The sequence below is a fragment of the Nitratiruptor sp. SB155-2 genome, assembly GCF_000010325.1.
Lineage (GTDB): Bacteria > Campylobacterota > Campylobacteria > Campylobacterales > Nitratiruptoraceae > Nitratiruptor.
In genome coordinates, this window is record NC_009662.1 from 1,651,322 (window position 1) to 1,675,802 (window position 24,481).

Annotated in this window: 24 protein-coding genes; 10 read left to right on the forward strand and 14 right to left on the reverse strand. The window is 41.2% G+C overall.

Going from position 1 to position 24,481, the window contains the following annotated elements; all coding sequences use genetic code 11:
* Window positions 1-2 precede the first annotated feature (2 nt).
* Together NIS_RS08720 and gltX are read right to left on the reverse strand one after the other, a co-directional pair.
* Window positions 3-1,256, reverse strand: coding sequence for a malic enzyme-like NAD(P)-binding protein (locus tag NIS_RS08720; RefSeq protein WP_012083009.1), 1,254 nt, complete (start codon window positions 1,254-1,256; stop codon window positions 3-5).
* Entirely contained in the window at window positions 1,253-2,641 is a 1,389-nt protein-coding gene (gltX, locus tag NIS_RS08725; protein WP_012083010.1) for a glutamate--tRNA ligase, read from the reverse strand. Before gltX ends, NIS_RS08720 begins: the two co-directional genes overlap by 4 nt.
* Window positions 2,642-2,729: 88 nt before the next feature.
* Here gltX and NIS_RS08730 point away from each other — a divergent pair, with 88 nt between their 5' ends.
* Together NIS_RS08730 and NIS_RS08735 are read left to right on the forward strand one after the other, a co-directional pair.
* Window positions 2,730-3,569, forward strand: a complete 840-nt coding sequence (locus tag NIS_RS08730) for a peptidyl-prolyl cis-trans isomerase (RefSeq protein WP_012083011.1) — start codon at window positions 2,730-2,732, stop codon at window positions 3,567-3,569.
* 9 nt (window positions 3,570-3,578) lie between these two features.
* Complete coding sequence (locus tag NIS_RS08735) at window positions 3,579-4,760, forward strand: tetrahydrodipicolinate N-succinyltransferase N-terminal domain-containing protein (RefSeq protein WP_012083012.1); 1,182 nt, start codon at window positions 3,579-3,581, stop codon at window positions 4,758-4,760.
* A gap of 57 nt (window positions 4,761-4,817) precedes the next feature.
* Here NIS_RS08735 and NIS_RS08740 read toward each other — a convergent pair whose 3' ends face one another.
* Window positions 4,818-6,161 carry an acetyl-CoA carboxylase biotin carboxylase subunit gene (locus tag NIS_RS08740; protein WP_012083013.1) on the reverse strand — a complete coding sequence of 448 codons (1,344 nt, stop codon included), beginning with the start codon at window positions 6,159-6,161 and terminating at the stop codon, window positions 4,818-4,820.
* A complete protein-coding gene (gene accB, locus NIS_RS08745) occupies window positions 6,162-6,617 on the reverse strand; it encodes an acetyl-CoA carboxylase biotin carboxyl carrier protein (RefSeq protein ID WP_012083014.1) in 456 nt (151 codons plus the stop codon). It lies immediately after the preceding gene.
* 77 nt (window positions 6,618-6,694) lie between these two features.
* Here accB and dcd point away from each other — a divergent pair, with 77 nt between their 5' ends.
* A complete protein-coding gene (gene dcd, locus NIS_RS08750; protein ID WP_012083015.1) occupies window positions 6,695-7,252 on the forward strand; it encodes a dCTP deaminase in 558 nt (185 codons plus the stop codon).
* A gap of 17 nt (window positions 7,253-7,269) precedes the next feature.
* Here dcd and NIS_RS08755 read toward each other — a convergent pair whose 3' ends face one another.
* The 5 genes from NIS_RS08755 to NIS_RS08775 all read right to left on the reverse strand — a co-directional run bounded on the left by NIS_RS08755 (window position 7,270) and on the right by NIS_RS08775 (window position 13,301).
* A complete protein-coding gene (locus tag NIS_RS08755) occupies window positions 7,270-9,570 on the reverse strand; it encodes an EAL domain-containing protein (RefSeq protein ID WP_012083016.1) in 2,301 nt (766 codons plus the stop codon).
* Window positions 9,571-9,644: 74 nt separating this feature from the next.
* Window positions 9,645-11,360, reverse strand: coding sequence for an asparagine synthase (glutamine-hydrolyzing) (gene asnB / locus NIS_RS08760; RefSeq protein ID WP_012083017.1), 1,716 nt, complete (start codon window positions 11,358-11,360; stop codon window positions 9,645-9,647).
* On the reverse strand, window positions 11,360-11,581 hold the full coding sequence (locus tag NIS_RS08765) for a hypothetical protein (RefSeq protein ID WP_041354070.1): 222 nt from the start codon (window positions 11,579-11,581) through the stop codon (window positions 11,360-11,362). The genes asnB and NIS_RS08765 overlap by 1 nt, the downstream gene beginning before the upstream one ends.
* Window positions 11,572-12,507, reverse strand: a complete 936-nt coding sequence (locus NIS_RS08770) for a magnesium transporter CorA family protein (protein WP_012083018.1) — start codon at window positions 12,505-12,507, stop codon at window positions 11,572-11,574. Before NIS_RS08770 ends, NIS_RS08765 begins: the two co-directional genes overlap by 10 nt.
* Window positions 12,507-13,301, reverse strand: coding sequence for a DegT/DnrJ/EryC1/StrS family aminotransferase (locus tag NIS_RS08775; RefSeq protein ID WP_012083019.1), 795 nt, complete (start codon window positions 13,299-13,301; stop codon window positions 12,507-12,509). Before NIS_RS08775 ends, NIS_RS08770 begins: the two co-directional genes overlap by 1 nt.
* Before the next feature lie 65 nt (window positions 13,302-13,366).
* Here NIS_RS08775 and topA point away from each other — a divergent pair, with 65 nt between their 5' ends.
* Genes topA through NIS_RS08795 form a run of 4 tightly spaced genes read left to right on the forward strand, consistent with a single transcriptional unit; the run spans window position 13,367 to window position 18,051 of the window.
* Complete coding sequence (topA, locus tag NIS_RS08780; RefSeq protein WP_012083020.1) at window positions 13,367-15,565, forward strand: type I DNA topoisomerase; 2,199 nt, start codon at window positions 13,367-13,369, stop codon at window positions 15,563-15,565.
* Window positions 15,562-16,059, forward strand: coding sequence for a metallophosphoesterase family protein (locus NIS_RS08785; protein ID WP_012083021.1), 498 nt, complete (start codon window positions 15,562-15,564; stop codon window positions 16,057-16,059). The genes topA and NIS_RS08785 overlap by 4 nt, the downstream gene beginning before the upstream one ends.
* The gene (locus tag NIS_RS08790; RefSeq protein WP_012083022.1) at window positions 16,056-16,895 is read left to right on the forward strand and encodes a biotin synthase; all 840 of its coding nucleotides are present in this window, start codon (window positions 16,056-16,058) and stop codon (window positions 16,893-16,895) included. The genes NIS_RS08785 and NIS_RS08790 overlap by 4 nt, the downstream gene beginning before the upstream one ends.
* Complete coding sequence (locus NIS_RS08795; RefSeq protein ID WP_012083023.1) at window positions 16,888-18,051, forward strand: cation:proton antiporter; 1,164 nt, start codon at window positions 16,888-16,890, stop codon at window positions 18,049-18,051. The genes NIS_RS08790 and NIS_RS08795 overlap by 8 nt, the downstream gene beginning before the upstream one ends.
* On the opposite strand, the gene NIS_RS08800 is transcribed toward NIS_RS08795, so the two are convergent.
* From NIS_RS08800 to recA, 4 genes are read right to left on the reverse strand one after another with little or no spacing between them, the layout of a single operon-like run.
* Window positions 18,020-18,508, reverse strand: coding sequence for an AMIN domain-containing protein (locus tag NIS_RS08800; protein WP_012083024.1), 489 nt, complete (start codon window positions 18,506-18,508; stop codon window positions 18,020-18,022). The two genes, NIS_RS08795 and NIS_RS08800, sit on opposite strands and share 32 nt — an antisense overlap.
* Entirely contained in the window at window positions 18,505-18,774 is a 270-nt protein-coding gene (locus NIS_RS08805) for a hypothetical protein (RefSeq protein WP_012083025.1), read from the reverse strand. Before NIS_RS08805 ends, NIS_RS08800 begins: the two co-directional genes overlap by 4 nt.
* A gap of 3 nt (window positions 18,775-18,777) precedes the next feature.
* On the reverse strand, window positions 18,778-20,043 hold the full coding sequence (gene eno, locus NIS_RS08810) for a phosphopyruvate hydratase (RefSeq protein WP_012083026.1): 1,266 nt from the start codon (window positions 20,041-20,043) through the stop codon (window positions 18,778-18,780).
* Between the two features lie 10 nt (window positions 20,044-20,053).
* Entirely contained in the window at window positions 20,054-21,088 is a 1,035-nt protein-coding gene (gene recA / locus NIS_RS08815; RefSeq protein WP_012083027.1) for a recombinase RecA, read from the reverse strand.
* A gap of 78 nt (window positions 21,089-21,166) precedes the next feature.
* Between recA and NIS_RS08820 the strand changes: the two genes are divergently transcribed.
* The 3 genes from NIS_RS08820 to NIS_RS08830 are packed head-to-tail and all read left to right on the forward strand — an operon-like array spanning window position 21,167 to window position 23,833.
* Window positions 21,167-22,030 carry a menaquinone biosynthesis family protein gene (locus NIS_RS08820; RefSeq protein WP_012083028.1) on the forward strand — a complete coding sequence of 288 codons (864 nt, stop codon included), beginning with the start codon at window positions 21,167-21,169 and terminating at the stop codon, window positions 22,028-22,030.
* Between the two features lie 20 nt (window positions 22,031-22,050).
* The gene (locus NIS_RS10100) at window positions 22,051-23,076 is read left to right on the forward strand and encodes a GGDEF domain-containing protein (protein WP_050724146.1); all 1,026 of its coding nucleotides are present in this window, start codon (window positions 22,051-22,053) and stop codon (window positions 23,074-23,076) included.
* Entirely contained in the window at window positions 23,060-23,833 is a 774-nt protein-coding gene (locus NIS_RS08830) for a UDP-N-acetylmuramate dehydrogenase (protein WP_012083030.1), read from the forward strand. The genes NIS_RS10100 and NIS_RS08830 overlap by 17 nt, the downstream gene beginning before the upstream one ends.
* 21 nt (window positions 23,834-23,854) lie before the next feature.
* On the opposite strand, the gene tpx is transcribed toward NIS_RS08830, so the two are convergent.
* Window positions 23,855-24,370 carry a thiol peroxidase gene (tpx, locus tag NIS_RS08835; protein WP_012083031.1) on the reverse strand — a complete coding sequence of 172 codons (516 nt, stop codon included), beginning with the start codon at window positions 24,368-24,370 and terminating at the stop codon, window positions 23,855-23,857.
* Window positions 24,371-24,481: the final 111 nt, after the last annotated feature.

Below are 24,481 nucleotides of genomic sequence, written 5' to 3' on the forward strand. Positions count from 1 at the left end.
TCCTAGCACCCTTTTCTTCGAAGTTCTTCAAGCCTGTGTCTGTAGTGATCCCAATCCAGCTTCTTTCTTGCTACGCCACTTTCCACTGCAGCCTTTGCTACCGCCATGCTTACGTGAACGATCAGTCTTGGATCAAAAGGGGTGGGAATGATATACTCATTCGAAAATGTGAGTTTTTTACAATAAATTTTTTGCACACTTTCAGGTACCTCTTCTCTCGCCAGGTCCGCCAAAGCATGAGCAGCTGCCAACATCATCTCATAGTTTATTGCGCTACTTCTTGTATCGAGTGCTCCCCGAAAGAGATAGGGAAAACCCAAAACATTATTCACCTGATTGGCAAAATCGCTTCTGCCAGTGGCGATAATGGCTCTTGGGCGTATCTCTTTAACCTCCTCCGGCATAATTTCAGGAACGGGATTGGAGCAGACAAACACAAAAGGGGCCTCTTTCATGAGAGCCAAATCCTCTTTTCTCACGGCTCCCGGTCTGCTAAGACCCAGAACCATGTCCGCATCTTTAAACGCTTCCTCTCGTGAAATCGCTTTTGGATAAGCAAACTGGGCTTTATACTTGTTAAGATCTGTGCGTTTCGCATGAACGACGCCTTGAGAATCGATGAGAATGATCTCTTTGATTCCAAAATAGCGGTACATCTTTGCACTTGCAATCGCAGCAGCGCCACTTCCTACGATCACCACTTTCAAAGATTTGATATCGCGTCCTGTCAATTTGCACGCATTAATCAATCCGGCCGTCGTTACGATGGCAGTCCCATGTTGATCATCATGCATAACAGGAATGTCGGTACTCTTTTTGAGTTGCTCTTCAATCTCAAAGCATTCTGGTGCTTTGATATCTTCCAAGTTGATACCGCCAAAAGTGGGGGTTAATGCTCGTACAATTTCTACGAATTTTTGAGGGTCTTTCTCGTTCACCTCCAAATCTATACTGTCAATTCCGGCAAATTTTTTAAATAAAATCGCCTTACCCTCCATAACAGGCTTGCTAGCAAGTGCACCAATATCGCCAAGACCAAGAACGGCAGTTCCATTGGAAATGACTGCAACCAGATTTCCTTTTGTGGTATATTCATAAGCACTTTCAGGATGCTTGGCTATCTCTTTGCAAACCTCTCCCACTCCCGGTGTATAAGCAAGGCTTAAATCTTCTTGCGTTGCAAATGGTTTTGTAACACAGATCTCTAACTTTCCACATTTTCCATTCTTATGATATTGCAACGCTTTTGTTTTCAACTATTTCCTTTTTCTTTTATGAGCTTCTCAACTCTAGCAATTGTTTCTTCTTTTCCAATAATTGCCATCACATCTGATAAGTCTGGTCCTGCCATTTTTCCTAAAAGTGCCAGACGTAAAGGCTGTCCGATTTTACCAAAGCCAATCTCTTTTTCCTCGACTACTGCCTCGATAATGGCATGAAAATCTGATGGCAGGTGAGCATCGCTGGCTTTGAGTTTTTGCAAAAAGAGTTCCAAAATCGCTTTCCATTCACCTTTGAGCGCTTTTTTCACTCCCTTTTCATCGTAGTTTTTCGGCGCTTCTAAAATCTCTTTTGCCATATCGGCAAGCTCTTGAAGGGTTTTTGCCCGCTCTTTCAAAGCATCGAGCAAGATCTCTTTCTTATCGTGATCGGATAAAAAGAGACCAAACTCTTCAAGAAGCTTCACGAGCTTCTCATTTGGTGTATTTTTGATGTAGTGGGCATTGAGCCACTGCAGTTTGGATAGATTATACGCAGAAGCCGATTTGTTGATATCTTTGGGGTCAAACAGCTCCTTCATCTCTTGCAAACTAAAAATCTCTTGATCCCCATGGCTCCACCCGAGGCGTACTAAAAAGTTTAAAAGAGCTTCGGGCAGATATCCCATTTTTTTATACTCCATCACATCCATGGCACCATCGCGCTTGCTCAGTTTTTTACCCTGTTCGTTTAAAATCATCGGCACATGGTAGAATCTCGGAATCGGCAGACCCAAAGCTTCATATACAATGATCTGTTTTGGCGTGTTATAGAGATGATCGTCTCCCCGTATCACATCGGTAACACCCATCAAGGCATCATCAATCGCTACTACAAAGTTGTATGTCGGTGTTCCATCGCTTCGTGCTATGATAAAATCATCAAGCTCCTCGGCTTTTATAGTCACAATGCCTTTGATACCATCTTCAAAGACGATATCTCCTTCCAATGGGGCTTTGATGCGCACAACCGGCTGCACGCCCTGTGGCGGTGTTCCCGTGAAATCTCTATATCTTCGATCATATCGGGGCCTCTCCCCTCTTTTCATCTGCTCTTCTCGAAGACGATCCAGCTCCTCTTTGCTCATATAGCAATAATAGGCCTTCCCTTCATCGAGCAGTTTTTGGATATAACGTTTATAGATATCAAAGCGTTTGGATTGATACGCCACATCACCATCGTAATCGAGCCCTACCCAATCGAAAGCCTCTAAAATCGCTTTCGTGGCCTCTTCACTATTTCGTGCAAGGTCAGTATCCTCAATACGCAAAATAAATTTTCCACCATTTTTTCTCGCCCACAGCCAATTAAAAAGAGCGGTTCGAAGTCCTCCGATATGCAGATACCCTGTAGGACTTGGAGCGAAACGTGTAACGATCATTTGTGCCCTTTGTTTTTTTCGATATTTTACCCAACTCTTAGTAAGAAAGTGGTAAAATCGAGTAAACTTATACAACAAAAGGAAATCTATGAAAAAGATCGCCTTGGCAGCCACTTTGCTTCTCACTCTTTCTTATGGGAAAATAATCGATGGCATCGCAGTCATAGTCAACGATGAACCAATAACGCTCTATGAGATCAACAAAGTGATCAATACCACCGGGCTATCCAGAAGAGAGGCGATTCAACTTTTGATACGCGAAAAACTAGAAAATGAACAGATCAAAAAGCTTGGTGTCACAGTGGATGATATCGAGTTGGACCAGGCACTTGAAAAAATTGCGAAACAAAAGGGAACCGATCTTTTTGGACTTCAAGAGGCAATCATCTCCCAAGGAGGCGACTGGGAAAAATTCAAAGAGGGCCTTCGGAAACAGCTACTAAGAAAAAAACTCTATGCCGCTTTGACAAGACAGCAAACCCAGAAACTGAGTGAAAAAGATCTCAAAGAGTATTATGAAACTCACAAGAATGAGTTCGAGATAGCGAAAGAGGCGGATATCGTCAAATACATCTCTCCATCCAAAGAGGTTTTGGCGAAGATTGCACAAAATCCCCTTTACCAGCCAAGTAACAATGCCCTTTTACAAAAAGGTGAAGAGAAGATCGATCTTCAGAAAGTCAATCCACAATTTGCATATCTTCTCAATCAGACACCTGAGGGCTCATTCACCAAGATCTTGCCTATGGGGGATAAATACCTTCTCATCTACATCAAACATAAATATGGGAAAGAGTATATCCCTTTTGAAGAGGCAAAAGGATATATATTAAACAGACTCTCTAAAACAAGCGGTGTGAAAAATGTTAAAGAGTATTTTGATAAACTCAAAGCTTCCGCAAATATCAAAGTAATACGATTACCATAAGGAGTAACAATGATTCAGACAAAAGACGATTTTTTCGCACTGGTTAATGAAATCCAATCAAGTGCATATTACAAAGAGCCTTTGGCTTTTGGTATTGCACGAGTCGATAGAGGGCAAAAAAACCCTGAAAAAATCTTACAAGCAACCTTCCCGTTTATCAACTGGAAAGAGAACTACGGCAGCGCTGCCATTTTTCAAAAAGCGCTGCATGAGACAGGGAAACTACTCAATGATGAGAGTGAAGCGGTTTACGATGTAACGAAAAATTTTGTCGCAGAGGCTCTTAGTTACTGCAATCCTTGGATCGAAGAGGCAATAGGTGATGCACACAAAAACGTACAAGTTATCAAATATTTAAGCACGCTGGATGAAGAAGAGCTTGCAAACTTCAAAATCGTTTTTCTTTTTGAAGACGCGGCGCCCAAAAGCGTTGAAGCAGTCTATCTTAAACTCTACGCCCTCTCTACCGGTAAAGCGGCTCTTCGAAGCGTCAATCTGAATGGGGCATTCGGCATTTTGCACAATGTTGCATGGAGCGGCACCACTCCAATCGAACTTGATTGGTTACGGGAAAACGAGCTTGAACTCAAAATGAGCGGGCAATACCCCGTTATCGATTCAGTAGACAAATTCCCAAGATTTTTGCAGCACATCATCCCTGCGGACAACACAAGAATACTTGATGCTGCCAAAGTGCGCATGGGAGCACAACTTGCTGCAGGAACAACCGTCATGCCAGGAGCGAGCTATATCAACTTCAACGCCGGAACACTAGGTCCGGTCATGGTTGAAGGAAGAATCAGCTCCAGTGCAGTAGTCGGTAAAGGAAGTGATGTAGGTGGCGGAGCGAGCATTCTTGGAGTTCTCAGCGGTACAAGCGGCAATCCTATCAGTATCGGTGAAAACTGTTTGCTTGGTGCGAACTCCGTTACAGGCATTCCATTGGGAAATGGTTGTATCGTAGATGCCGGAATAGCCGTACTGGAAGGAACAAAATTTTTCATGAGTGAAGCGGACTATGAAAAAATCAAAGAGGCAAATCCAGAATGGAACGCAGAATATAAAGAGTTTTTCAAAGGCAGAGAACTCGCAGGACTAAGTGGCTTACATTTCAGACAAGACTCCACCAGTGGTCAGATGAAAGTGTTTCGAAGCAACAAAGAGGTAAAACTCAACGAAGAGCTCCATTAAGCAGTTTCGAAAATGCAGGCAGGGGTTTTCCTGCCCACTTTTTATAAAATCAACAATCTATTTTAGATATTTCTCGTCAATATATTTCGTATCGTAGTCGTTGGAGACAAAATCGGGATTGTCCATCATATTTTTATGAAAATCGATGGTTGTTTTAATACCGCCTACCTCAAACTCTTCCAAACTTCTTTTCATTTTTGCGATCGCTTTCGTCCGATCCTCTCCCCATACAATCAACTTTGCTATCATCGAATCGTAATAGGGAGGAACGATATAGTTGCAGTAGACATGGGTATCCATGCGAACATCTTTGCCCCCCGGAGCTATCCATGTTTTAATCTTTCCAGGACTTGGGATGAACTTCACAGGATCTTCTGCATTGATTCGACACTCTATCGCATGCCCTTTGAGTTGTACTTCGCTTTGATCAAAAAGTCTCTCACCCTCAGCGATGCGTATCATCCACTCGACAATGTCTATGCCACTAACCATTTCGCTCACCGGATGCTCAACTTGGAGTCTTGTGTTCATCTCCATAAAGTAAAAATTTTGATCGTTATCGACCAAAAACTCTATCGTTCCGGCATTTTCATACCGAATCGCTTTCGCCGCTTTCACGGCTACATCCAAAAGCTTTTGTCGCGTCTTCTCGTCCAAAAATATTGCCGGAGACTCTTCCAGCATCTTCTGGTGCCTTCTTTGCAAAGAGCAGTCTCTTTCACCAAGATGTACTACGTTCCCATGGCTGTCGCCAAGTAGCTGCACCTCTATATGGCGGGGTTTTTTGATAAATTTCTCCATGTAGATGGTTCCATCTCCAAAAGCGCTGATCGCTTCACTTTCGGCCGCCAAAAATGCGTTTTCTATATAGCTTTCATCCTCTACAACCCGCATCCCTTTACCACCACCGCCGCTTGCCGCTTTTAAAATAACGGGATAGCCGATCTCTTTGGCAATCTTTTTTGCCTCTTCCACGTTTTTGATGGCTCCTTCACTTCCGGGAACAACCGGCACTCCAGCGCTTTTCATCACCTCTTTAGCCTTGCTTTTATCACTCATGAGCTGCATCACTTCGATGCTCGGACCGATAAACTTGATACCATGCAGGTTACATATCTCAACAAACTGCTGATTTTCACTCAAAAAGCCGTATCCCGGAAAGATGGCGTCAGCTTCGGCAATCTCCGCAGCACTTATTATGGCAGGGATATTGAGATAGCTTTCGCTACTCTTTTCACCCCCTATGCAGATAGCTGCATCGGCAAGCTTGAGATAGTGTGCATCTTTATCGGCGGTAGAATATACGGCTATCGCCTGTTTACCCATCTCTTTGATGGTTCGAATGGCTCTGAGGGCAATCTCTCCTCTATTCGCAATCAATATCTTTTCAAGTTTTGCCATTTAGACCCTTTCAACGAGAAAAAGAGGCATATCGTACTCCACCGGTTGACCATCTTCAACCAAAATATCAAGGATTTTGCAATCGAATTCCGCCTCAATTTCATTGAATATCTTCATCGCTTCGATGATACCTATGGTCTGACCTTTGCTCACAACATCTCCGACTTTCACAAAAGGAGGACTGTCTGGACTTGGCGCTCGGTAAAAAGTCCCAACCATCGGAGAAGTGATATATTCGCCTTTTGCACTGTGGGCGTGCTGTTCGCCTGCATTCTCAGAAGTTATAGCAGGTGCAGGAGCCGCTTGCGGCTGAGAAGAGACTGCCTCTGTTTGTACAGGAACTGCCTCTCCTCCTTTTTGCATTGCTATTTCAAAGTTTTCCTCTTTTATTTTTAGTCTGCTTAGTCCGCTTTTATCGAAAATTTTTATAAGTTCTTTTATCTGTTTAAAATCCATTATCTCTCCTAAAATATGGGTATAGTTAGTATGCTATAATATCATAAAATTATTTAAGATTACACTCAAGGAAACCGATGGGACTGAAAGCGGATTGCTGGATACGACAAAAAGCAGTTGAAGATGGAATGATAGAGCCCTTTTGCGAAGATCAGATAGGAAAAGGGGTCGTTAGCTACGGCCTCAGCAGTTACGGGTACGACATCAGAGTCAGTGACGAATTTAAGATCTTTACCAATGTCAATGCCGAAGTAGTCGATCCGAAACATTTTGATGAAAGAAACGTGGTGGACTTTAAAGGCGATGTGTGTATCGTTCCTCCAAACTCTTTTGCTCTGGCTAGAACTGTGGAGTATTTTCGAATTCCAAGAAACGTTTTGGCAATCTGTGTAGGAAAAAGTACCTATGCAAGATGCGGTATCATCGTCAATGTCACTCCTTTTGAACCAGAATTTGAAGGACATATCACTATCGAAATATCAAATACCACACCTCTTCCGGCAAAAATCTATGCCAACGAGGGAATCGCTCAGGTACTCTTTTTTGAAGGGGATGAAGATTGTGAAGTAAGCTATAAAGACAAACGCGGCAAATATCAACATCAAAGAGGTATTACACTACCCAAGATATTGTAACGATATTGTAACAAAATTTATGAAATTATTTCTTTGGGCTTGTCAATGTAATATCCTTGATATCCATCTATTCCTAATTTGACAACAATTTTATATATTGTCTCATTATATACATATTCAGCAATCGTTGGAATACCTAGGTCTTTAGCAAATGCATTGATATGCTTAACTATAATGTAAGCATCTTTATTTTTATCCAAATTTTTAATCAAACTGCCATCAATTTTTAGATAATGTGGTTTTATTTCTATCAAATTGCTAAAATTGTTATACCCTGAACCAAAATCATCAATTGCTATTTTCGCTCCATACTGTTTAACATTATTGACGAATTGAATGACATCTTTGAAATCTTCTATTACATCTGTTTCTAACAATTCTATTATAATTCTATTCTGTACTTTATATCTTTCAATACAGTCAATGAGATATTTTTTAATCTCCTCCCTTACGACATCTCGATAAGAAAAGTTTATTGAAAATTCCTCTTCTCTATTATAAAAAGTTTCACAACTTTTTCGTATCATCACCTTTGTAAGTTCATAATAAAGAGCCGTATTTTTGATGTTATCTATAAATGAGCCAGGAGTCAAAAGTCGGCCCTTCTCTTTTATGCGTATAAGGCATTCATAACTAACTCTATCAGGTTTTACAATTTTTTGAAAAACTGGAACCACATTATCTTCTTGTAAAGCTTTTTTAACAAAATGTATGGCTTCAAATTTTTTTGCCACATCTTTTTCGACATCCATACCATCACTATATTCAACATAATTTAAATCTTTTTGATTTGCATACATCAAAGCAAGATAAAGTTTTCTTATCAGATCTTTTGCTTGGGTTTCTTTAACACAAACAACTTTTAATTCTAAATTGATAGGCAAAACATCATTATTAAATTTGATTCTTAAGATTTTTTCTTGAAAAACTTTATAAATATGTTCTCCAACATCTCTACTTAGACTTCTTTTAAAATCCACAACTATAAACTCATCGGCACTATATCGATACAAACTACAACCTTTTGGTATCAATGCTCGTAATTGCTTTGCGAACTCCTGTAAAACTCTATCACCAATTTCTGTAGAGTAGTATTCATTGATTAAAGAGAAATTTTTTATATCAAATAGATAGGCATTTACTAAAAATCTTTCATGGATATTATTTAAATCTTCTTCTAACTTAAGCTTGTTGGGTAAATTAGTTAACAAATCATAATATGTTTTGTATTCTAATTGTCTCAAAAGCTGTAATTCTTCTTTTAGAATAGATACAATTTTGGCTGCCAATTTTTTGAATTCTCGAAAATGAAATTTTTTTACTGTTATTTTTTTCGCTGACTCATTAATTTTATTAAGATCTTCAATTATCAATTTACTAACAAATAGTATGATTACACTCAATAATGCACCTATTGATAAAACTAAATAGATATATCTTTTTGTTAATATATCGATTAATCTATTTCTTTCAAGTTTTTGATCCTCTCGTAACCTAATAACAGATTGGATAACTTCTGATGCTTCTTTTTGCATGCTATGAAAAACATTGAACGCCCTATTTTGTAGATCTAAATAGCGATAAAATACTATTTCAAATTCTTGTAGTTTTTGTAATAAATTATCAACCATTTTTTTATTTTGTACTTTTTCTACTGAGTCTCGTAATTTTGTAGCATATCTTTTAAGAGATTGGATGTGGTTTTCTATAAGTTGCACCTGATTTTTGTCATAATTTGTCCTGAGTTTTAACTCATTGATGATAAGAAATAAGAGCTCAGTTAATATTCTTTCTGACAAAGTCGCTTCCTGGACTTCATCCGTTAGATAATTAAGATTCCCTGAGAATTGATGTAAAACGGTACTCTTTTGCTTTTCTTGAATAATATATATCTGCAATACAATATGCTGGAGAATATTTACATGTTTTTCTAAGTCTTTTTGTATATCTAATAAATCTTTATAAATCGAAGTATATTTTTCAAAAATTGCAAAATATTGTTTGATATTTGTTATGACATTTGAAACAAGCTGGATGTTCTGAGGATTAGTAAAATTTTTTTGAAGTTTGTTCGCGATGGATATTGCATTTTTTACAATATTTTGTACCTCGTTTGCATCATTTATATTTCCCATCAGAATAAAATCTTTTTCTTTGATTCTCGCTTCGAGCATCAGTTTAATAATTTGATTAGACAACGAGGCTTTTATATTCTTATCTTCAAGTTTTTGCAAGTCTAAAGAAAAAAAATAAAAAAAAATCATAAAAGTAACAATTACTAGAAATGGAATAAAAATAAGCACTCGTTTGATTGACATCATCTTCCAATTAGTTGGATTTCTCACTCCCCATAAATATTGTATCATAACCAATTTATTTATTAAAAATATAATTAAAAATTTTTATCAATCCAAAGCAGGTAGGCAAGCACGAGCCAAAAGTGTCTTGAGAATCTGTTCCTTTTGGCATGCTCCAACAAAAACCCTATCTGATCATCTCGAAACACCCCATACTGCTCGTTCAGTTTTGGAATCTTTTCAAAAAGCTCGCTCTGTTTTATCCACTCCATGTACGGGTAGCTAAATCCCTTCTTTTTTCTTTGAAGAATCTCTTGGGGGATGTAGAGTTTAGCGACCTCTTTTAAAAAATATTTGGCCTCTTTGTTTCTCTTTGTATCTGCAAATGCCGCCTGTAAAACTTCTTTGTCTAAAAGAGGCGTTCTGGCTTCAATGGTATGCGCCATACTCACCATATCCAGTTTATGCAGATAGAGGCTCTCCAGACGGATTTTCAGATCAACAAAAGTAAAAAATTCATATGGATCTTCCCAACCGCTTTGCTGCCACTGCTGCAAAATTACATCCATGCACTCCAACGATTCACCATCTTTGACATTGCGCTTCAAAAATAGATTTTTTTGCAGATCGGTAAAGACCTCGCAACTGGACCTGAAAATCACCTCATCTTCAAATACTCTTTTGTACCATTCCCACTCTTTGTTCGGACTAAAATGGGACCTGAAATAGTTTTTGAGCCAGTTTTTATACTTCAGATCTTTTGCCCGATAAAGATCAAACATCTCAAAATATTGCCGATAGCCCAAAAAGATCTCATCGCCCCCTTCTCCACTCAAAACGATTCGAAAGCCATCTTTTTTTATCCGCTTCATCAAAAAATAGAGAGGAACAGAAGCGCTGTCTCCGACAGGCTCGTCAAAATGTTCAACGACTTTATAGAGCGTTTCAAAAAAATCCTCTTTTGTCATCACCACTTCGGTATGTTCACTCCCGATATGGCTCGCTACCATTCTTGCATACCGCAGTTCACTGTACCGTTTCTCTTCATACCCGATGGAATAAGTTGCAAGATACCCTTGCATCTCTTTCGCTGCCGCACTTACAAAAGAGCTATCGACCCCTCCACTGAGTAAAGAAGCCACCTCGAAATCGCCTTGCAATCTTTTTTTCACACTTTGCAGCAGCACCTCTTTTAAAGGAACTTTTCCTCTTTGCAACGGGGTTGCAAAAGGTCGTACTTGAAACTTTCGACTCTGACAATCCAGTATAAGCTCCTGGCCACCAAGGAGTTTGTATATGCCTTTATAAAAGGTGTGTTCATTTGGGATAGAGCCAAAAGAGAGGTAACAACTCAGCGCTTTTTGATTGTATTTGACACTTCCTAGATACGCCTTTATAGCTTTAATTTCACTCGAAAAGATAAAAAGATTGTGATCAAAATAGTAATAGAGCGGTTTTTTGCCAAAGATATCTTTGGCTAGATAGAGTCTGTCTCTATCGAGAACTGCCAACGCAAACATCCCTTGAAGCTGCGAAAAGTCATGAAGCGACTCGGCGATGGCTTGCGCTTCACTCTGTGCACCAAGATCATGAAAATTATAGATCTCTCCATTGAAAAGTATCACTTTGCCATCATGGATACAGGGCTGTTTTGCATTTTCATCCAGGATATAAAGTCTCCTGTGGGCTAAAAAGAGATTCGTTTTTTCATAGTAGCCGATATCGTCATCGCCTCTGTGGGAAAGCGTCGAAAAGGCTTTTTTTGCTCTTGAAGGATCATAGGATCCAACGATTCCAAAAATGGCGCACATTACTTTTTGGGAAAAAACTTGGTGATGGAGTAGGATTCGCGTTTGAGTTTATCCTCTACATCATACTCATACTCATCCAAAAAGTCGTTGAGTATTTCAGCCATCACTTGAAGCCTCTCTTCAATGGAAAGTTCTGGCAAAGCCTCTTCCAAAAAGCTATACAGATCACACTCTCCCTCTTGGCATTTTTCGTGAAGCTTTTCGAGCTCTTTTAAATCCATTTTTTCTTCCTTAACCACCAGTATATTCCTGCTGCTATGAGAATATTGACAACCCATACGACAAAGTAACCATATTTCCAGCTCAATTCTGGCATATAACGAAAGTTCATCCCGTAATTGCCCACAATAAAGGTAAGAGGCAAGAAAATAAGGGTGATTCCTGTAAGGCGTTGCATCGTTTTATTCATCTGGTTGCTCATGAATCCCATCAAAAGGTTTTGCAGATACCCCGTTCTATCCAGGTAGGCTTTGGATTCATTGATCAAAAAGGAGAGGTGTTCTTTGAGGTCAATAAACTCATATTTGAGTTTTTTTCGGATGGTTGGGGGAAAGTGATTGTAGATCTTGTTGATCACATCGTTTTCAAGCACGCTTATTTTCGAGATTTTATTGAGACTTCGGCGCGCGAAATAGAGACTTTTTTGGATCTCCTTTTCATCCACATCTTCACTAAATATCTTATCTTCAATGAGTTCTAATCTATCATCGATGAGATCGATGATATTCATCTTAAAATCGATCAAAATATCCAAAAGTATATAGGTTGCATACTCCAACCGATCCCCTATGCGATACCGTTTTCGAAATCTTGCCACCACACGCTGGATGATCTCTCTGTCTTCACACAAAAAAATCAGTTTTTGACCCGTTAAAATGATCATTATGTTGGCATCCTCGTACATCAAGGGGTGTTCATCGCTTCGCTTGAAATATTTCAAGACGATAAAACGAAAAAGATCCCCCTCCTCAAAAGCGACACTTTGATCTTCGTTTTGGATATCTTCTATGAAGCTCTCATGAAAACCGTGATTGAGCAGCCAATCGATTATCTTTTGATTATGTGAAGAGGTAAAGACTATCTGCTTTTTGTTCTCTTCTAACTCTATCTGCTCTTTTTTTTCCAATTCATCTGATATAACATACATTAAAAACGACACCCTCTATATCTATATTTGTCCAACACCTCAAAAAGCGTTCCTACGACACTTTTTTCCATCGGCAAAAGCAACAAAGCCTTATACAGCTCCTCTGCTCCCGGTAAAAAATCACCCGAAAAAAGAGACATGCGATACAAAGGCTTGAAACGCACTTCCACATGCACACCTTTTTCTCGTAGTTCAACAAATATATCCTCTTTCGGGCAATACAGTGATGGCTTCAAAAGGATGGGATACTGGGTTTTGAGCGTTTCTCCTCCGATTTTCAAGATATCGAAATATGGGTTGTCCCTAAATTTTTCTTCAAAATAGTCCACTAATTCGTTACTCTCTTCAATCGCTTGTCTTACATCTTCTTCGCAAGGTCCGCGAAGGTTTTTGATACCGATATCGACAACATCATAATTCCATAGCCTTCCTTTTTGCACACCACCATGTAAAAATAGCTCCACTTTTCGTACGATTTCCTCATTCTTGATGACCAGCTTCACACAATCTGCCCTTTTCATCACAAAAACTTCCGCATCTCCAATACACTCGCCCCAGTTTTGAAAAACGATTTTTGCTTTTGGTGTGAAACTCTCAAAAAAGTTGTGTACCACATCCGCATCACCTGAAAAATCAAGCTTCACATCCACAAACTCCATTTGCACGCCCATCATCTTGGCAACATTTGCAAAAAAAGTGGGAGCGATCGCTGGAATTTTGAGCGCATCAAATCCATACGCATGCAAAAGCGCACAGTAAACGATGGAGCTGTTTTTGGCATACAAGACGTGCATGGGGCTCCTCTATTTTTTTCCTAATTATATGTTAGAATAGCGAAAAAAACAATTCAGGTTACTCTATGGGAAAGAATCTAATTATCGTCGAATCACCGGCAAAAGCGAGAACAATCAAGAATTTTTTAGGCAAAGAGTATGAAGTTATCGCCTCCAAAGGTCATATCCGAGATCTGCCAAAAAGCAGTTTCGGCATCAAGATAGAAGAGGACAAGTTCATCCCGCAATATCGCGTGGACAAAGAGCACTCCCAAATCACAAAACAGCTCAAGGAGCTTGCTAAAAAAGCGGACACGGTCTATATCGCAACGGATGAAGACAGAGAAGGAGAGGCGATTGGATACCATATCGCCGAAGCGATCGGGAAAAAACCGCAAGAGCTTCCGAGAATCGTCTTTCACGAGATCACAAAATCGGCTATCCAAAAAGCTTTGCAAAATCCACGTACCATCGATATGAACAGGGTCAATGCCCAGCAGACAAGACGACTACTGGATCGAATCGTGGGATACAAGCTCAGCCCGCTTCTTTCATCCAAAATCCAAAGAGGTCTGAGTGCTGGGCGGGTTCAAAGTGCGGCACTCAAACTTGTAGTTGACAAAGAGCGAGAGATCCAAGCTTTCAAGCCTCAAGAATACTGGAGTATCGACGCTATTTTCAACGATACCATCGAAGCTGCTTTGTATGAGTATATGAACAAAAAAATCGGCAAAATGGATATCAAAAATGAAAAAGAGGCTCAAGCAATAGTCGATCAAGTCAAAAATGAATCCTTTGTCGTTGCCAAAATAGAGAAGAAAAAACGCATCACCAAATCCCCTGCTCCTTTTATGACTTCAACGCTGCAGCAGACCGCTTCCTCAAAGCTCGGGTTCAGTCCTAAAAAGACGATGATGATAGCCCAAAAGCTCTATGAAGGTGTTCAGACGCCAAAAGGAATCACTGGCGTTATCACCTATATGCGAACGGATAGTCTCAATATCGCAAAAGAGGCGCAAGAAGCAGCTAGAGACCTCATTAAAAAGCAGTTTGGAGAAAAGTATCTTCCCAAAAAACCAAAAGAATATGCAACAAAAAGCAAAGGTGCTCAAGAGGCACACGAGGCGATCCGTCCAACGATGCTCGACTTTACCCCAGAGGTGGCCAAAAACTATTTGAGTGCGGATGAACTCAAGCTCTACACTCTCATCTACAACCGGTTTCTTGCTTCACAGATGGAAGATGCTGTCTTTGAAACACAAACCATCTACTTTAAAAGTCCAAGCGCCACTTTCAAAGCAAGTGGAAGAAAACTCATTTTCGATGGATTCTACAAAGTTTTGGGCAACGAAGACAAAGACAAGCTCCTTCCGGATCTCAAAGAGGGTGAAGAGGCGAAACTCACCAAAATAGAAGCCAACCAGCACTTCACAGAACCCCCTGCCAGATACACAGAAGCCAGTCTTATCAAAATGCTCGAATCTCTTGGTATCGGCCGTCCATCTACCTATGCACCGACAATTGCCCTGTTGCAAGCACGTAACTATATCGAGCTTGAAAAACGGGCCATCAAGCCGACTGAAATCGCTTTCAAAGTAATCGAGGTACTAGAAAAGCATTTCCCCGAGATTGTAGACAGCTCGTTTACTGCTAAAATGGAAGAGGAACTGGATGAAATAGCCGAAGCCAAAAAAGATTGGCAAAAAGTATTAAAAGCCTTCTATGATCCGTTTATAGAGCTCATCGAAAAAGGGAAAAAAGAGATCAAAAGCCAAAAAGTGGCTATTCCAGTTGGAAGAAACTGTCCTGAATGTGGAGCGGAGCTCGTCAAAAGAAAGGGGCGTTTTGGAGAATTCATCGCTTGTAGCGCTTTTCCAAAATGTAAATACACCGAACAGATAGAATCTGAAGAAAAAGGGCCTCAAGAGAGTAACGAAGTTTGTGAAAAATGTGGCTCGCCGATGGTCGTCAAACAAGGACCTCGAGGATCTTTTCTGGCTTGCAGTGCCTATCCGAAATGTAAAAACACCAAGCCCTTGGCAAAAAACGAGCCCAAAAAGCTGGATGTGAAATGTCCCGAGTGCGGAGGAGAAATTGTTGAGCGATTCAGCAGACGGGGAAAATTTTATGGTTGCTCCAACTATCCAAAATGTACATTTGTCTCAAAATTTGAACCGGTGGATAAACAGTGCAGCGAATGCGGATACATGATGGCGAAACGGACATATCGCAACAAAGAGGTGTATGAGTGTATCAAATGTAAACACCGAGAGGAAGTGCAGTGAACATAGGTGTCATTTCCGATACACACGATAGAGTGGATTTTACAAGAGAAGCTGTAGAGAAACTCAAAAGTTTTGATATTGAGATTTTGATCCATGCAGGCGATATTGGCGAAAAGGTGTGTCGATACCTCGATGGCTTAGACATCCCTGTCATCGCTGTTTTTGGCAATACCGACTCCGCTCATCTGCTCGAATGTTGTTCCCGTGTCAATCTGCAAAAACAGCCCTACTATTTCACAATCAAAAATACCACATTCAAACTGATGCACCAGCCCTACTACCTCACTCCAGATACCGATATCGTTATCTATGGTCATCTGCACAAGTTCGAATGCCAAAAGGCAAAGGCACTCTTTCTCAATCCGGGAGAAGTGTGCGCTAGGGAAAAGCCCCGTATAGAATCGGCTCTTTTGGAGCTTGAATCAAAAAATGTCACTTATATATACAAAGATTTGGAAAATGACACCTGGATGGAAGAGAGGGTTTGTGCATGAAAGTCTATTTGTGTGCCATCAGTAATATCAGTAGTGGCGTATGTGCTGAAGATTGCAAGTTTTGCACCCAAAGCACCAAATATCGAGCCGATATCCCAAGATACAAATATAAATCTATCGAAACAATCGTCGAAGAGGCCAAAAAAGCCAAAGCTGCAAAAGCGATAGGATTTTGTTTAGTGACTGCTGGAAAAGGTATCGATGACAAGATTCTCGATTTCGTTACACAAGCGGCCAGGGCCGTTAAAAAAGAGGTACCCGATATCAGTCTTATAGGCTGCAACGGTACGGCTGAGGTATGGCAGCTCAAAGAGCTCAAACATGCCGGCATCGACAACTACAACCACAATCTCGAAACGGCAAAAAGCTTTTATGAGCAAATATGCTCGACACATAGCTGGGAGGAGCGCTATCAGACATGTCTCAATGCGAAAGAAGCGGGCCTCAATCTTTGCACCGGAGGCATTTTTGGCCTTGGGGAGAGCAAAGAGCAAAGAGAGGAGATGATGGATCAGATTGCAAGCCTGGAGCCTATGAGCGTCCCCATCAATTTTTATCATCCCAACGAAGCGCTTCCTCTACCACAAACAACTATCGACCCATCCGACGCACTCTCTATCATTCAGGACATGAGAAAAAGAGTTCCCAACGCTATGATTATGGTAGCAGGCGGCAGAGAGTTGGTTTTTGGCGAGCAGTGGCCAAAAATATTGGATGCCGGAGCAAACGCCATCGTCATTGGTGACTATCTCACAACGAAGGGTGAACGTCCGGACAAAGATATTCAAACGTTGCAAAAACTCGGAGTAGAAATAGCCACCAGCTGTCATGAATGAAATACATATTATCCTTGTTGTCTCTCTCATCATTTTCACCTCCCCATTTCTGTCGAAAATCACAAGACTTCCTACATCGGTAGTGGAAATCGTCCTTGGCACCGTTTTTGGCGCTTTGGGGCTGCTGTCGCATGTCGCCCTGTTTGAACTGGTCGCGGAATTTGGCTTTTTGTATCTTATGTTTCTGGCCGGTCTGGAAGTGGATCTCAAGGAGCTCTTTTCCCTTGAAAAGGCCGTTATCAAACGCGGTATTGTCTATATCGCCCTACTCTATCTTTTCTCCTTCTTGCTCGTTCGATACAGCGCTCTTGCAGATATCTATATCGCCATATTCCCGTTAATCTCCGTCGGCTTGATTGCCGCTTTGAAAAAGGAGTATGGCAAAGGAGTTTCGTGGCTCAATCTCTCCATGGCCATCGGAAGCCTTGGAGAAGTGGTCTCCATTACCGTTTTAACCATTATGAGTGCGGTCATGGAGTTTGGACTGGGGAAACAGTTTTATGAGAGCATCTTGATCTTGGCTCTCTTTTTACTGCTTACGATGCTCATTTTTAAACTGCTTCAAGTTCTTTTTTGGTGGTACCCTGAACTCAAAACCACACTCATGCCCCGAATCGATACGGAGGAGCAGGATATTCGACTCTCTATGGCGCTTCTTTTCACTTTCATCGCAATTATGATTTATCTGCATCTGGAAGTCGCTTTTGGTGCGTTTATCGCCGGTATCATCATCGCCACCTTTTTTGAGCACAAAAAGACACTGCCCCATAAACTCTCTTCCTTTGGATTTGGATTTTTGGTGCCGATATTTTTTATCTTTACTGGAAGCAGCTTCAAAATCGAAGCTCTTTTTATGCAGGGGATGATCGTCAACGCACTCTTCATCACTCTTGCCATGATAGGGATACGGCTTCTTAGCTCCATGGCTTTTTATCGACTTTTCTCACTGAAAGAAGGCGTACTCTATGCACTTTCACACTCCATGCCTCTCACACTTCTTGTTGCGATCGCGACGATAGCCTTGCATACCAAAGTGCTAGGCAAGGAAGCCTATTTGACGCTCATCTTGGCAAGTATTATCGAAGTTTTGATTGTCATGATTGCAATCCGATGGATCGTCAAACTTACTTACAAAAAACCAGATACCCCTCACTAGTCTTTTTGACTTTTTTGCTGCACTCTTTTTTGAGCCGTAACGCGATACGAAAATAGTCTTTGTGGGATCCTGCAGCTATATCTATAAAGTAATCGGATTGTTTCACTTTCCGTTTAACACTCCGGAAACTTGTTCCACTGGAAAAATCGAGGACCAGTTTTTTCGGTTTTGTTGTAAAAAAAGATCGAAGCAGCTTCGAGTGGGTTTTGATCAACAAATGATCTGTATACACATAGATAATTGCAGGTTTGATGGAGAGTTTTAGCAGCTCTTTTTGAATCGATCCATTTTTGGAGGGCTGAATCACCTTCTTTGGCAGCTTTGTTTGTTTGGCGACAGGGGCTTGGGTCACTGGATGCATGATTTGAGACTCTTTTTGAGGCAACTCATTGGGAAGAAAAAAGGGATTTTCCCGAGCCAACAGCATCACAGGAATCAAAAGAAGTAGACGTTTCATTCGGTAGGCTCCAACTCTTTTAGTTCGAAATACTCTTTTTGCAGTCTTGCATTTTCAGCTTTTAGGTACTTGATGCTTCTTTCAAGATTTTTTTGGGTGACATTGAGCTGAAACAGAACTTCCAAAGAGTTCGTTCCAAACAACAAAAATCCGATATAGACTGCAACTGCACTGACAATGCCGAGTATCAACAGATATCGGCCGATAGCGGCCAGAAGGCCTTTGCCGCTTAAGGAGTCGATGAGCTCCTCATGTCGTTTGGCCATCTGTTAGAAAAGCTCTTTTCCTATGTATTCAGGATACAGAAGATCTCGCTCAATCTCTAGGAGTCTGTTGTATTTCGCTGTTCGTTCCCCTCTAGCCGGTGCACCCGTTTTGATCTGGGCCGTATTGAGAGCTACTGCAAAATCAGCGATAAAGGCATCTTCACTCTCACCACTTCTGTGGCTCATGACGCAGTTATATCCGTTTCTTTGCGCAAGCCGTACCGTTTGCATCGTTTCACTCACACTTCCGATCTGGTTCGGTTTGATCAAAATGGCGTTCGCGATTCCCTTTTCGATGCCCTCAGCTAAAATAGTTTTGTTGGTAACAAAAAGATCATCCCCAACAAGTTGGATTTTATCGCCAAGTTTTTCTGTAAGGATCTTCCATCCTTCCCAGTCATCTTCCGCCATACCATCTTCAAGTGAAACGATCGGGTATTTCGCTACCAGATCAGCATAGAATTCAGCCAGCTCCTCGGCGCTGAGCACCTTGTTATCGCCTTTGAGTTCATACTTACCATCTTTGTAGAATTCACTGCTTGCTGCATCGAGCGCAATATTCACCTCATCTGCAGGTTTATATCCCGCTTTCTCGATCGCTTTTAAAATATACTCGATCGGCTCTTCGTTGTTTTTAAAGTTTGGCGCAAATCCACCTTCGTCACCTAGAGCCGTCGGATGACCATCTTCAGCCAAAAGTTTTTTGAGCGTATGGTAGATTTCAGCACTTGCTCGAAGAGCCTCTTTGAAACTGTCAAATCCCGTCGGCATGATCATATACTCCTGCAAATCCACATCGTTATCCGCATGCGCTCCACCATTGATGATATTGAGCATAGGCGTTGGTACGATAACACCGTTGGCACCGCCAAGATAGCGATACAGTGGCATATGCAGGCTTTTCGCTGCCGCTCTAGCTACCGCCATGGAGACACCAAGCACGGCATTTGCGCCAAGTTTTGAATAGTTGTTTGTGCCATCAAGCTCTTTCATGATAGCATCGATCTCGGCTTGATTGTATGGACTGAGTCCTACAAGCTCATCCGCAATGGCCACTTCCACATTTTCACACGCTTTCAAAACACCCTTGCCACCAAATCGATCATCACCGTCTCGAAGCTCCAACGCTTCCCTTTTCCCCGTACTCGCACCACTCGGTACAATAGCGCTTGCCACCGTTCCATCACTCAAAATTACCGTCGCTTTTACCGTTGGGTTTCCTCTACTGTCCAAAACTTCTTGCGCAGCAATATTGTCAATATAAACCATCGATTCTCCTTTATTCTTCGCTCATTTCATTTTCTGGTACCATCATCACGCTATCATCCATTCCCATGGCTCGCCTGATCTCATTTTCGATCTCTTGTGCAACTTCGGGATGCTCTTTGAGATAGGCTTTGGCGTTTTCTCTACCTTGTCCCAATTTTATATCTTTGTAACTGAACCAGCTTCCGCTTTTATCGATGATGTCCATCTTCACACCATAATCGATAAGTTCCCCTTCTTTACTGATGCCTTCGCCAAACATGATGTCGAATTCAGCCTGTCTAAACGGCGGGGCCACTTTGTTTTTCACCACTTTTGCGCGTACTCTGTTTCCTATTTGACTCTCACCCTGCTTGAGCGTAGCGATTCTTCGCACATCTACTCGCACGGATGCATAAAACTTGAGGGCGTTCCCTCCTGTAGTGGTCTCAGGGGTACCGTATCCCATAGCCCCTATTTTCATACGGATCTGGTTGATGAAAATGACTGTTGTGTCCATTTTGTGGACAACACCGGTGAGCTTTCTCAGAGCCTGGCTCATGAGTCTTGCCTGAAGACCCATATGGGAATCCCCCATCTCCCCTTCGATCTCCGCTTTCGGTGTCAAAGCCGCTACGGAGTCGATAACGATCACATCCACCGCTCCGCTTCGCGCAATGGTTTCGACAATATCGAGAGCTTGCTCTCCAAAATCTGGCTGAGAAACCAGCAGATTGTCGATATCGACACCGAGATTTTTCGCATACAGTACATCAAGAGCGTGTTCTGCATCGATAAAAGCAGCTACACCTCCCTTTTTTTGCGCTTCAGCGATAATTTGAAGAGCCAATGTGGTCTTACCCGAACTCTCAGGCCCATATATCTCAACGATTCTTCCTTTTGGAACACCTCCGATTCCAAGAGCAAGATCGAGCCCCAGCGAACCGGTCGAGATCGATTCGATCGGCTCAATCTGCTTGTCACCAAGCTTGACAAGTGCTCCTTTCCCAAAAGCCTTGTCGATCTGTTTAATAGCAAGATCCAATGCTTTTTGCTTATTCGTATCCATTTGTCCCTCTTGAAAATATTTTTGAATATTTTAGCTTTTTTTAAGTAAAATATCCATAAAAATCTTAGAAAGGCTCTAATGTCCACCTATACCGTCGCCCACTCACCCGATGCAGATGATATCTTTATGTTTTACGCCATCAAATTTGGCTGGATCAGCTCCAAAGAGATCAGATTTGAAAATATAGCCCTCGATATCGAAACCCTCAATGAGAAAGCCTTGGAAAATTTTTACGACATCACCGCTATTAGCTTCGCGCTCTATCCGAAAATAAGAAACGAATATGCTCTTTTGAAAACAGCGGTCAGCTTCGGACAAGGGTATGGACCGAAACTAATCAAAAAAAAGGGAAAGAGACTCAAAAAAAATTTCAAGGTGGCCTTGAGCGGCCGATACACCACAAACGCCATGCTCTTTCGTATCGCCTATCCTGAAGCGAGACCGGTTTACATGAATTTTTTAGAGATTGAAAAAGCTGTTTTGGATGGAAATGTGGATGCAGGGGTCTTAATCCATGAATCGATTTTGAATTTCGATGAGAGCCTGGAGGTAGAGCGCGAGATTTGGGATATCTGGGTGGAACTAGCAAAAAAGGAGCTGCCGCTGCCTCTTGGCGGTATGGCTTTGAGACGCTCCATCCCCCTCAATAAAGCGATTGAAAGTGAAAGGATGCTTATCAAAGCCGTGGAAGTCGCCCACAATCACGGCAAACTCCTTTCCCGTATGCTTCTAGAGAGAAATCTTGTTCGCGTGGATGACAAGCAGCTCGAAAAATATCTGAGCCTTTATGCCAATGAACACTCCATCGAAATGAATGAAAGGCAATATGAAGCGCTTGATACCCTTTTTGCCATAGGATATGAACATGGGTTGTATGACTGCCCCATTCGCACAAAAGATTTTCTCATTCCCACCGAGTATAAAAAGCTTAGATTCAGTTGAGACACTTTACAATGCATAATATGAAACAAAATGATTTACTAAAAAATTTTCGTATCAAAATAATTAAATTTTCTATCATTCTTACCATCGTCGTTATCATAACCGGTATTTTCATCCACGTACTATCACACTCTAAACATCTTAGTTCCTTTCTGGTATTCGATTTTTTCGCTCTTATAACTCTCGCTATAACACTCTTTCTTTTCGAAAAGAAATTGGAGTTTTTGCCACTTTTCTTGATCGGCAACTATATAATTTTAATCTTGCTTGTCTATTTTGTCACCAAGTACGAATTTAATCCTTATGCTATTGTCTGGTATCCTCCCATCGCCATGTCAGCCATGATTCTTGCCAGGTTGAAAATTGGTACACTCATCACCTTCATCACTTTGGCTGCTGCAATATTGCTTTTTCACACCACTATTCCGTACATACAAGCTTCCATATATCTTTCTATCATTGCTGCAGCTCTCTTTGGATGGATTATAGAACAGAAACTGTTCGAATTTGCCCAAAAATATCAACAAATTACTGAAAATCTCTACAAACTCTCTACAACGGATCCTTTGACTCAGCTCTATAATCGCCGTTTTTTTTTCGAAGAGTGCACGAAAAAGATCAATCTGGCAAAACGCAAATCTCTTCCAATCGCTCTGCTTTCCATAGACTTGGACCATTTTAAGCAGATCAATGACCAATATGGTCATGCCCAAGGTGATGAGATTCTTACCAGTTTCGCCAAAATTTTACAAAAGAGTTTGCGGGGGTACGACATCGTCGCACGTATGGGTGGCGAAGAGTTTGCCGTATGTATCATCGATGAAAATTTGAACAACGTACGATTCATAGCCAATAAAATTTTAGAAAACGTTCGAAAAATTGAGGTCGCTCCATCAAACAACCTCAGTGTCAGCATTGGCATAGCTTTTTCAAAACCCCATGAAAACATCAATTTGCAACAGCTGCTGATACAAGCGGATAAAGCTCTGTATCGCGCTAAAGAGCGCGGACGAGATCGGATCGAGGTTTATGAAGAAAAAAATTGATTTTGCCAAGTATAGTTCCATTAAAATAGGTCCCATAGCAGATGTCGAGCTGATCGAACAGATCGATCCACAATTTGAAGAGTACTTTTTGATCGGCGGAGCCAACAATCTTTTGGTCTCACCAAACCCTCCAAGACTCGCTAGTCTCTCAAAAGCTTTCGACTATATCCGAATCGATGGGGACAAACTCAAAATTGGTGCTGCAACACCAACTGGAAAAGTAGTCTCATTTTGCAAAAAACATGATATTGGTGGATTTGAGTTTTTGAGCAAGCTTCCCGGAACCATCGGGGGTGCCGTGAAGATGAATGCTGGTGTCAAGGAGTATGAAATAAAAAACCTTTTGCTTGGTATCGAAACAGCCAAAGGCTTTCTTCCGGCAAAGGCTCTTGGTTTAAGCTACCGAAAAAGTAGTATCAACGCCATTATCTATGAAGCGGTGTTTCGTATCGAAAAAGGCTATAATGAAGCTCTTCGCCAAAAACTGCTGTCACTTCGATCCAATCAGCCAAAGGAGCCAAGTGCCGGAAGTGTTTTTAAAAATCCACCTGGTGAATATGCTGGGAGGCTTATTGAAGCTGTAGGTCTTAAAGGCAAGCGGATCGGTGATATGGCTTTTAGTCCTGTACATGCCAATTTTTTGATCAATTACGGCAAAGGTACCTTTACAGAAGCGGTGGAACTCATCACGATAGCAAAAGAGAAAGTTTTACAAAAATATGGAATTGTTTTAGAAGAAGAAGTGATTATCGTTTAGGGGAAAAAACCCCCTAAAGTTTTATGCAGCTGCCGCTTTTTTTGCAGCTTCCAAAGCCTCTTCGTAATTAGGCTCTTCAGTGATCTCTGGAACGAGTTGCTTGTATACAACGTTTCCGTCTTTATCGATAATGAAAATAGCTCTTGCAAGGATTCCTTTGAGTGGTCCTTCAGCGATTACAACACCATATTTTTCACCGAAATCTCTGTTTCTATAGTCACTTGCAACAGTTAGGTTTTCAACACCTTCAGTCGAACAGAATCTTTTGCTTGCGAACGGAAGGTCCATGGATACTACAGTAACATCAACGCCTTCAATGTTTGAAGCTTCTTCGTTGAATTTTCTTGTTTCAGTAGCACACACTGGAGTGTCAAGAGATGGAACTACAACGATCATCTGAACGTTTCCTTGTGCACCACCCACTTTTTTCTCTTCAAGACCTGTTGTAACAACAGTAGCCTCAGGAGCTTTATCTCCTACGTTTACTTCATTTCCTTCCAAATTTACTGGATTTCCTTTTAGTGTAACAGTTGCCATATGCAACCTCCTTTTTCATTTTTTGTTTTGGAGCAGATGCTCATAAAGAAATTATAGCTCAAATAAGACAAATTTTCTCTCATTTTTTCTTTGAAGAGAAAATGGGGGCCA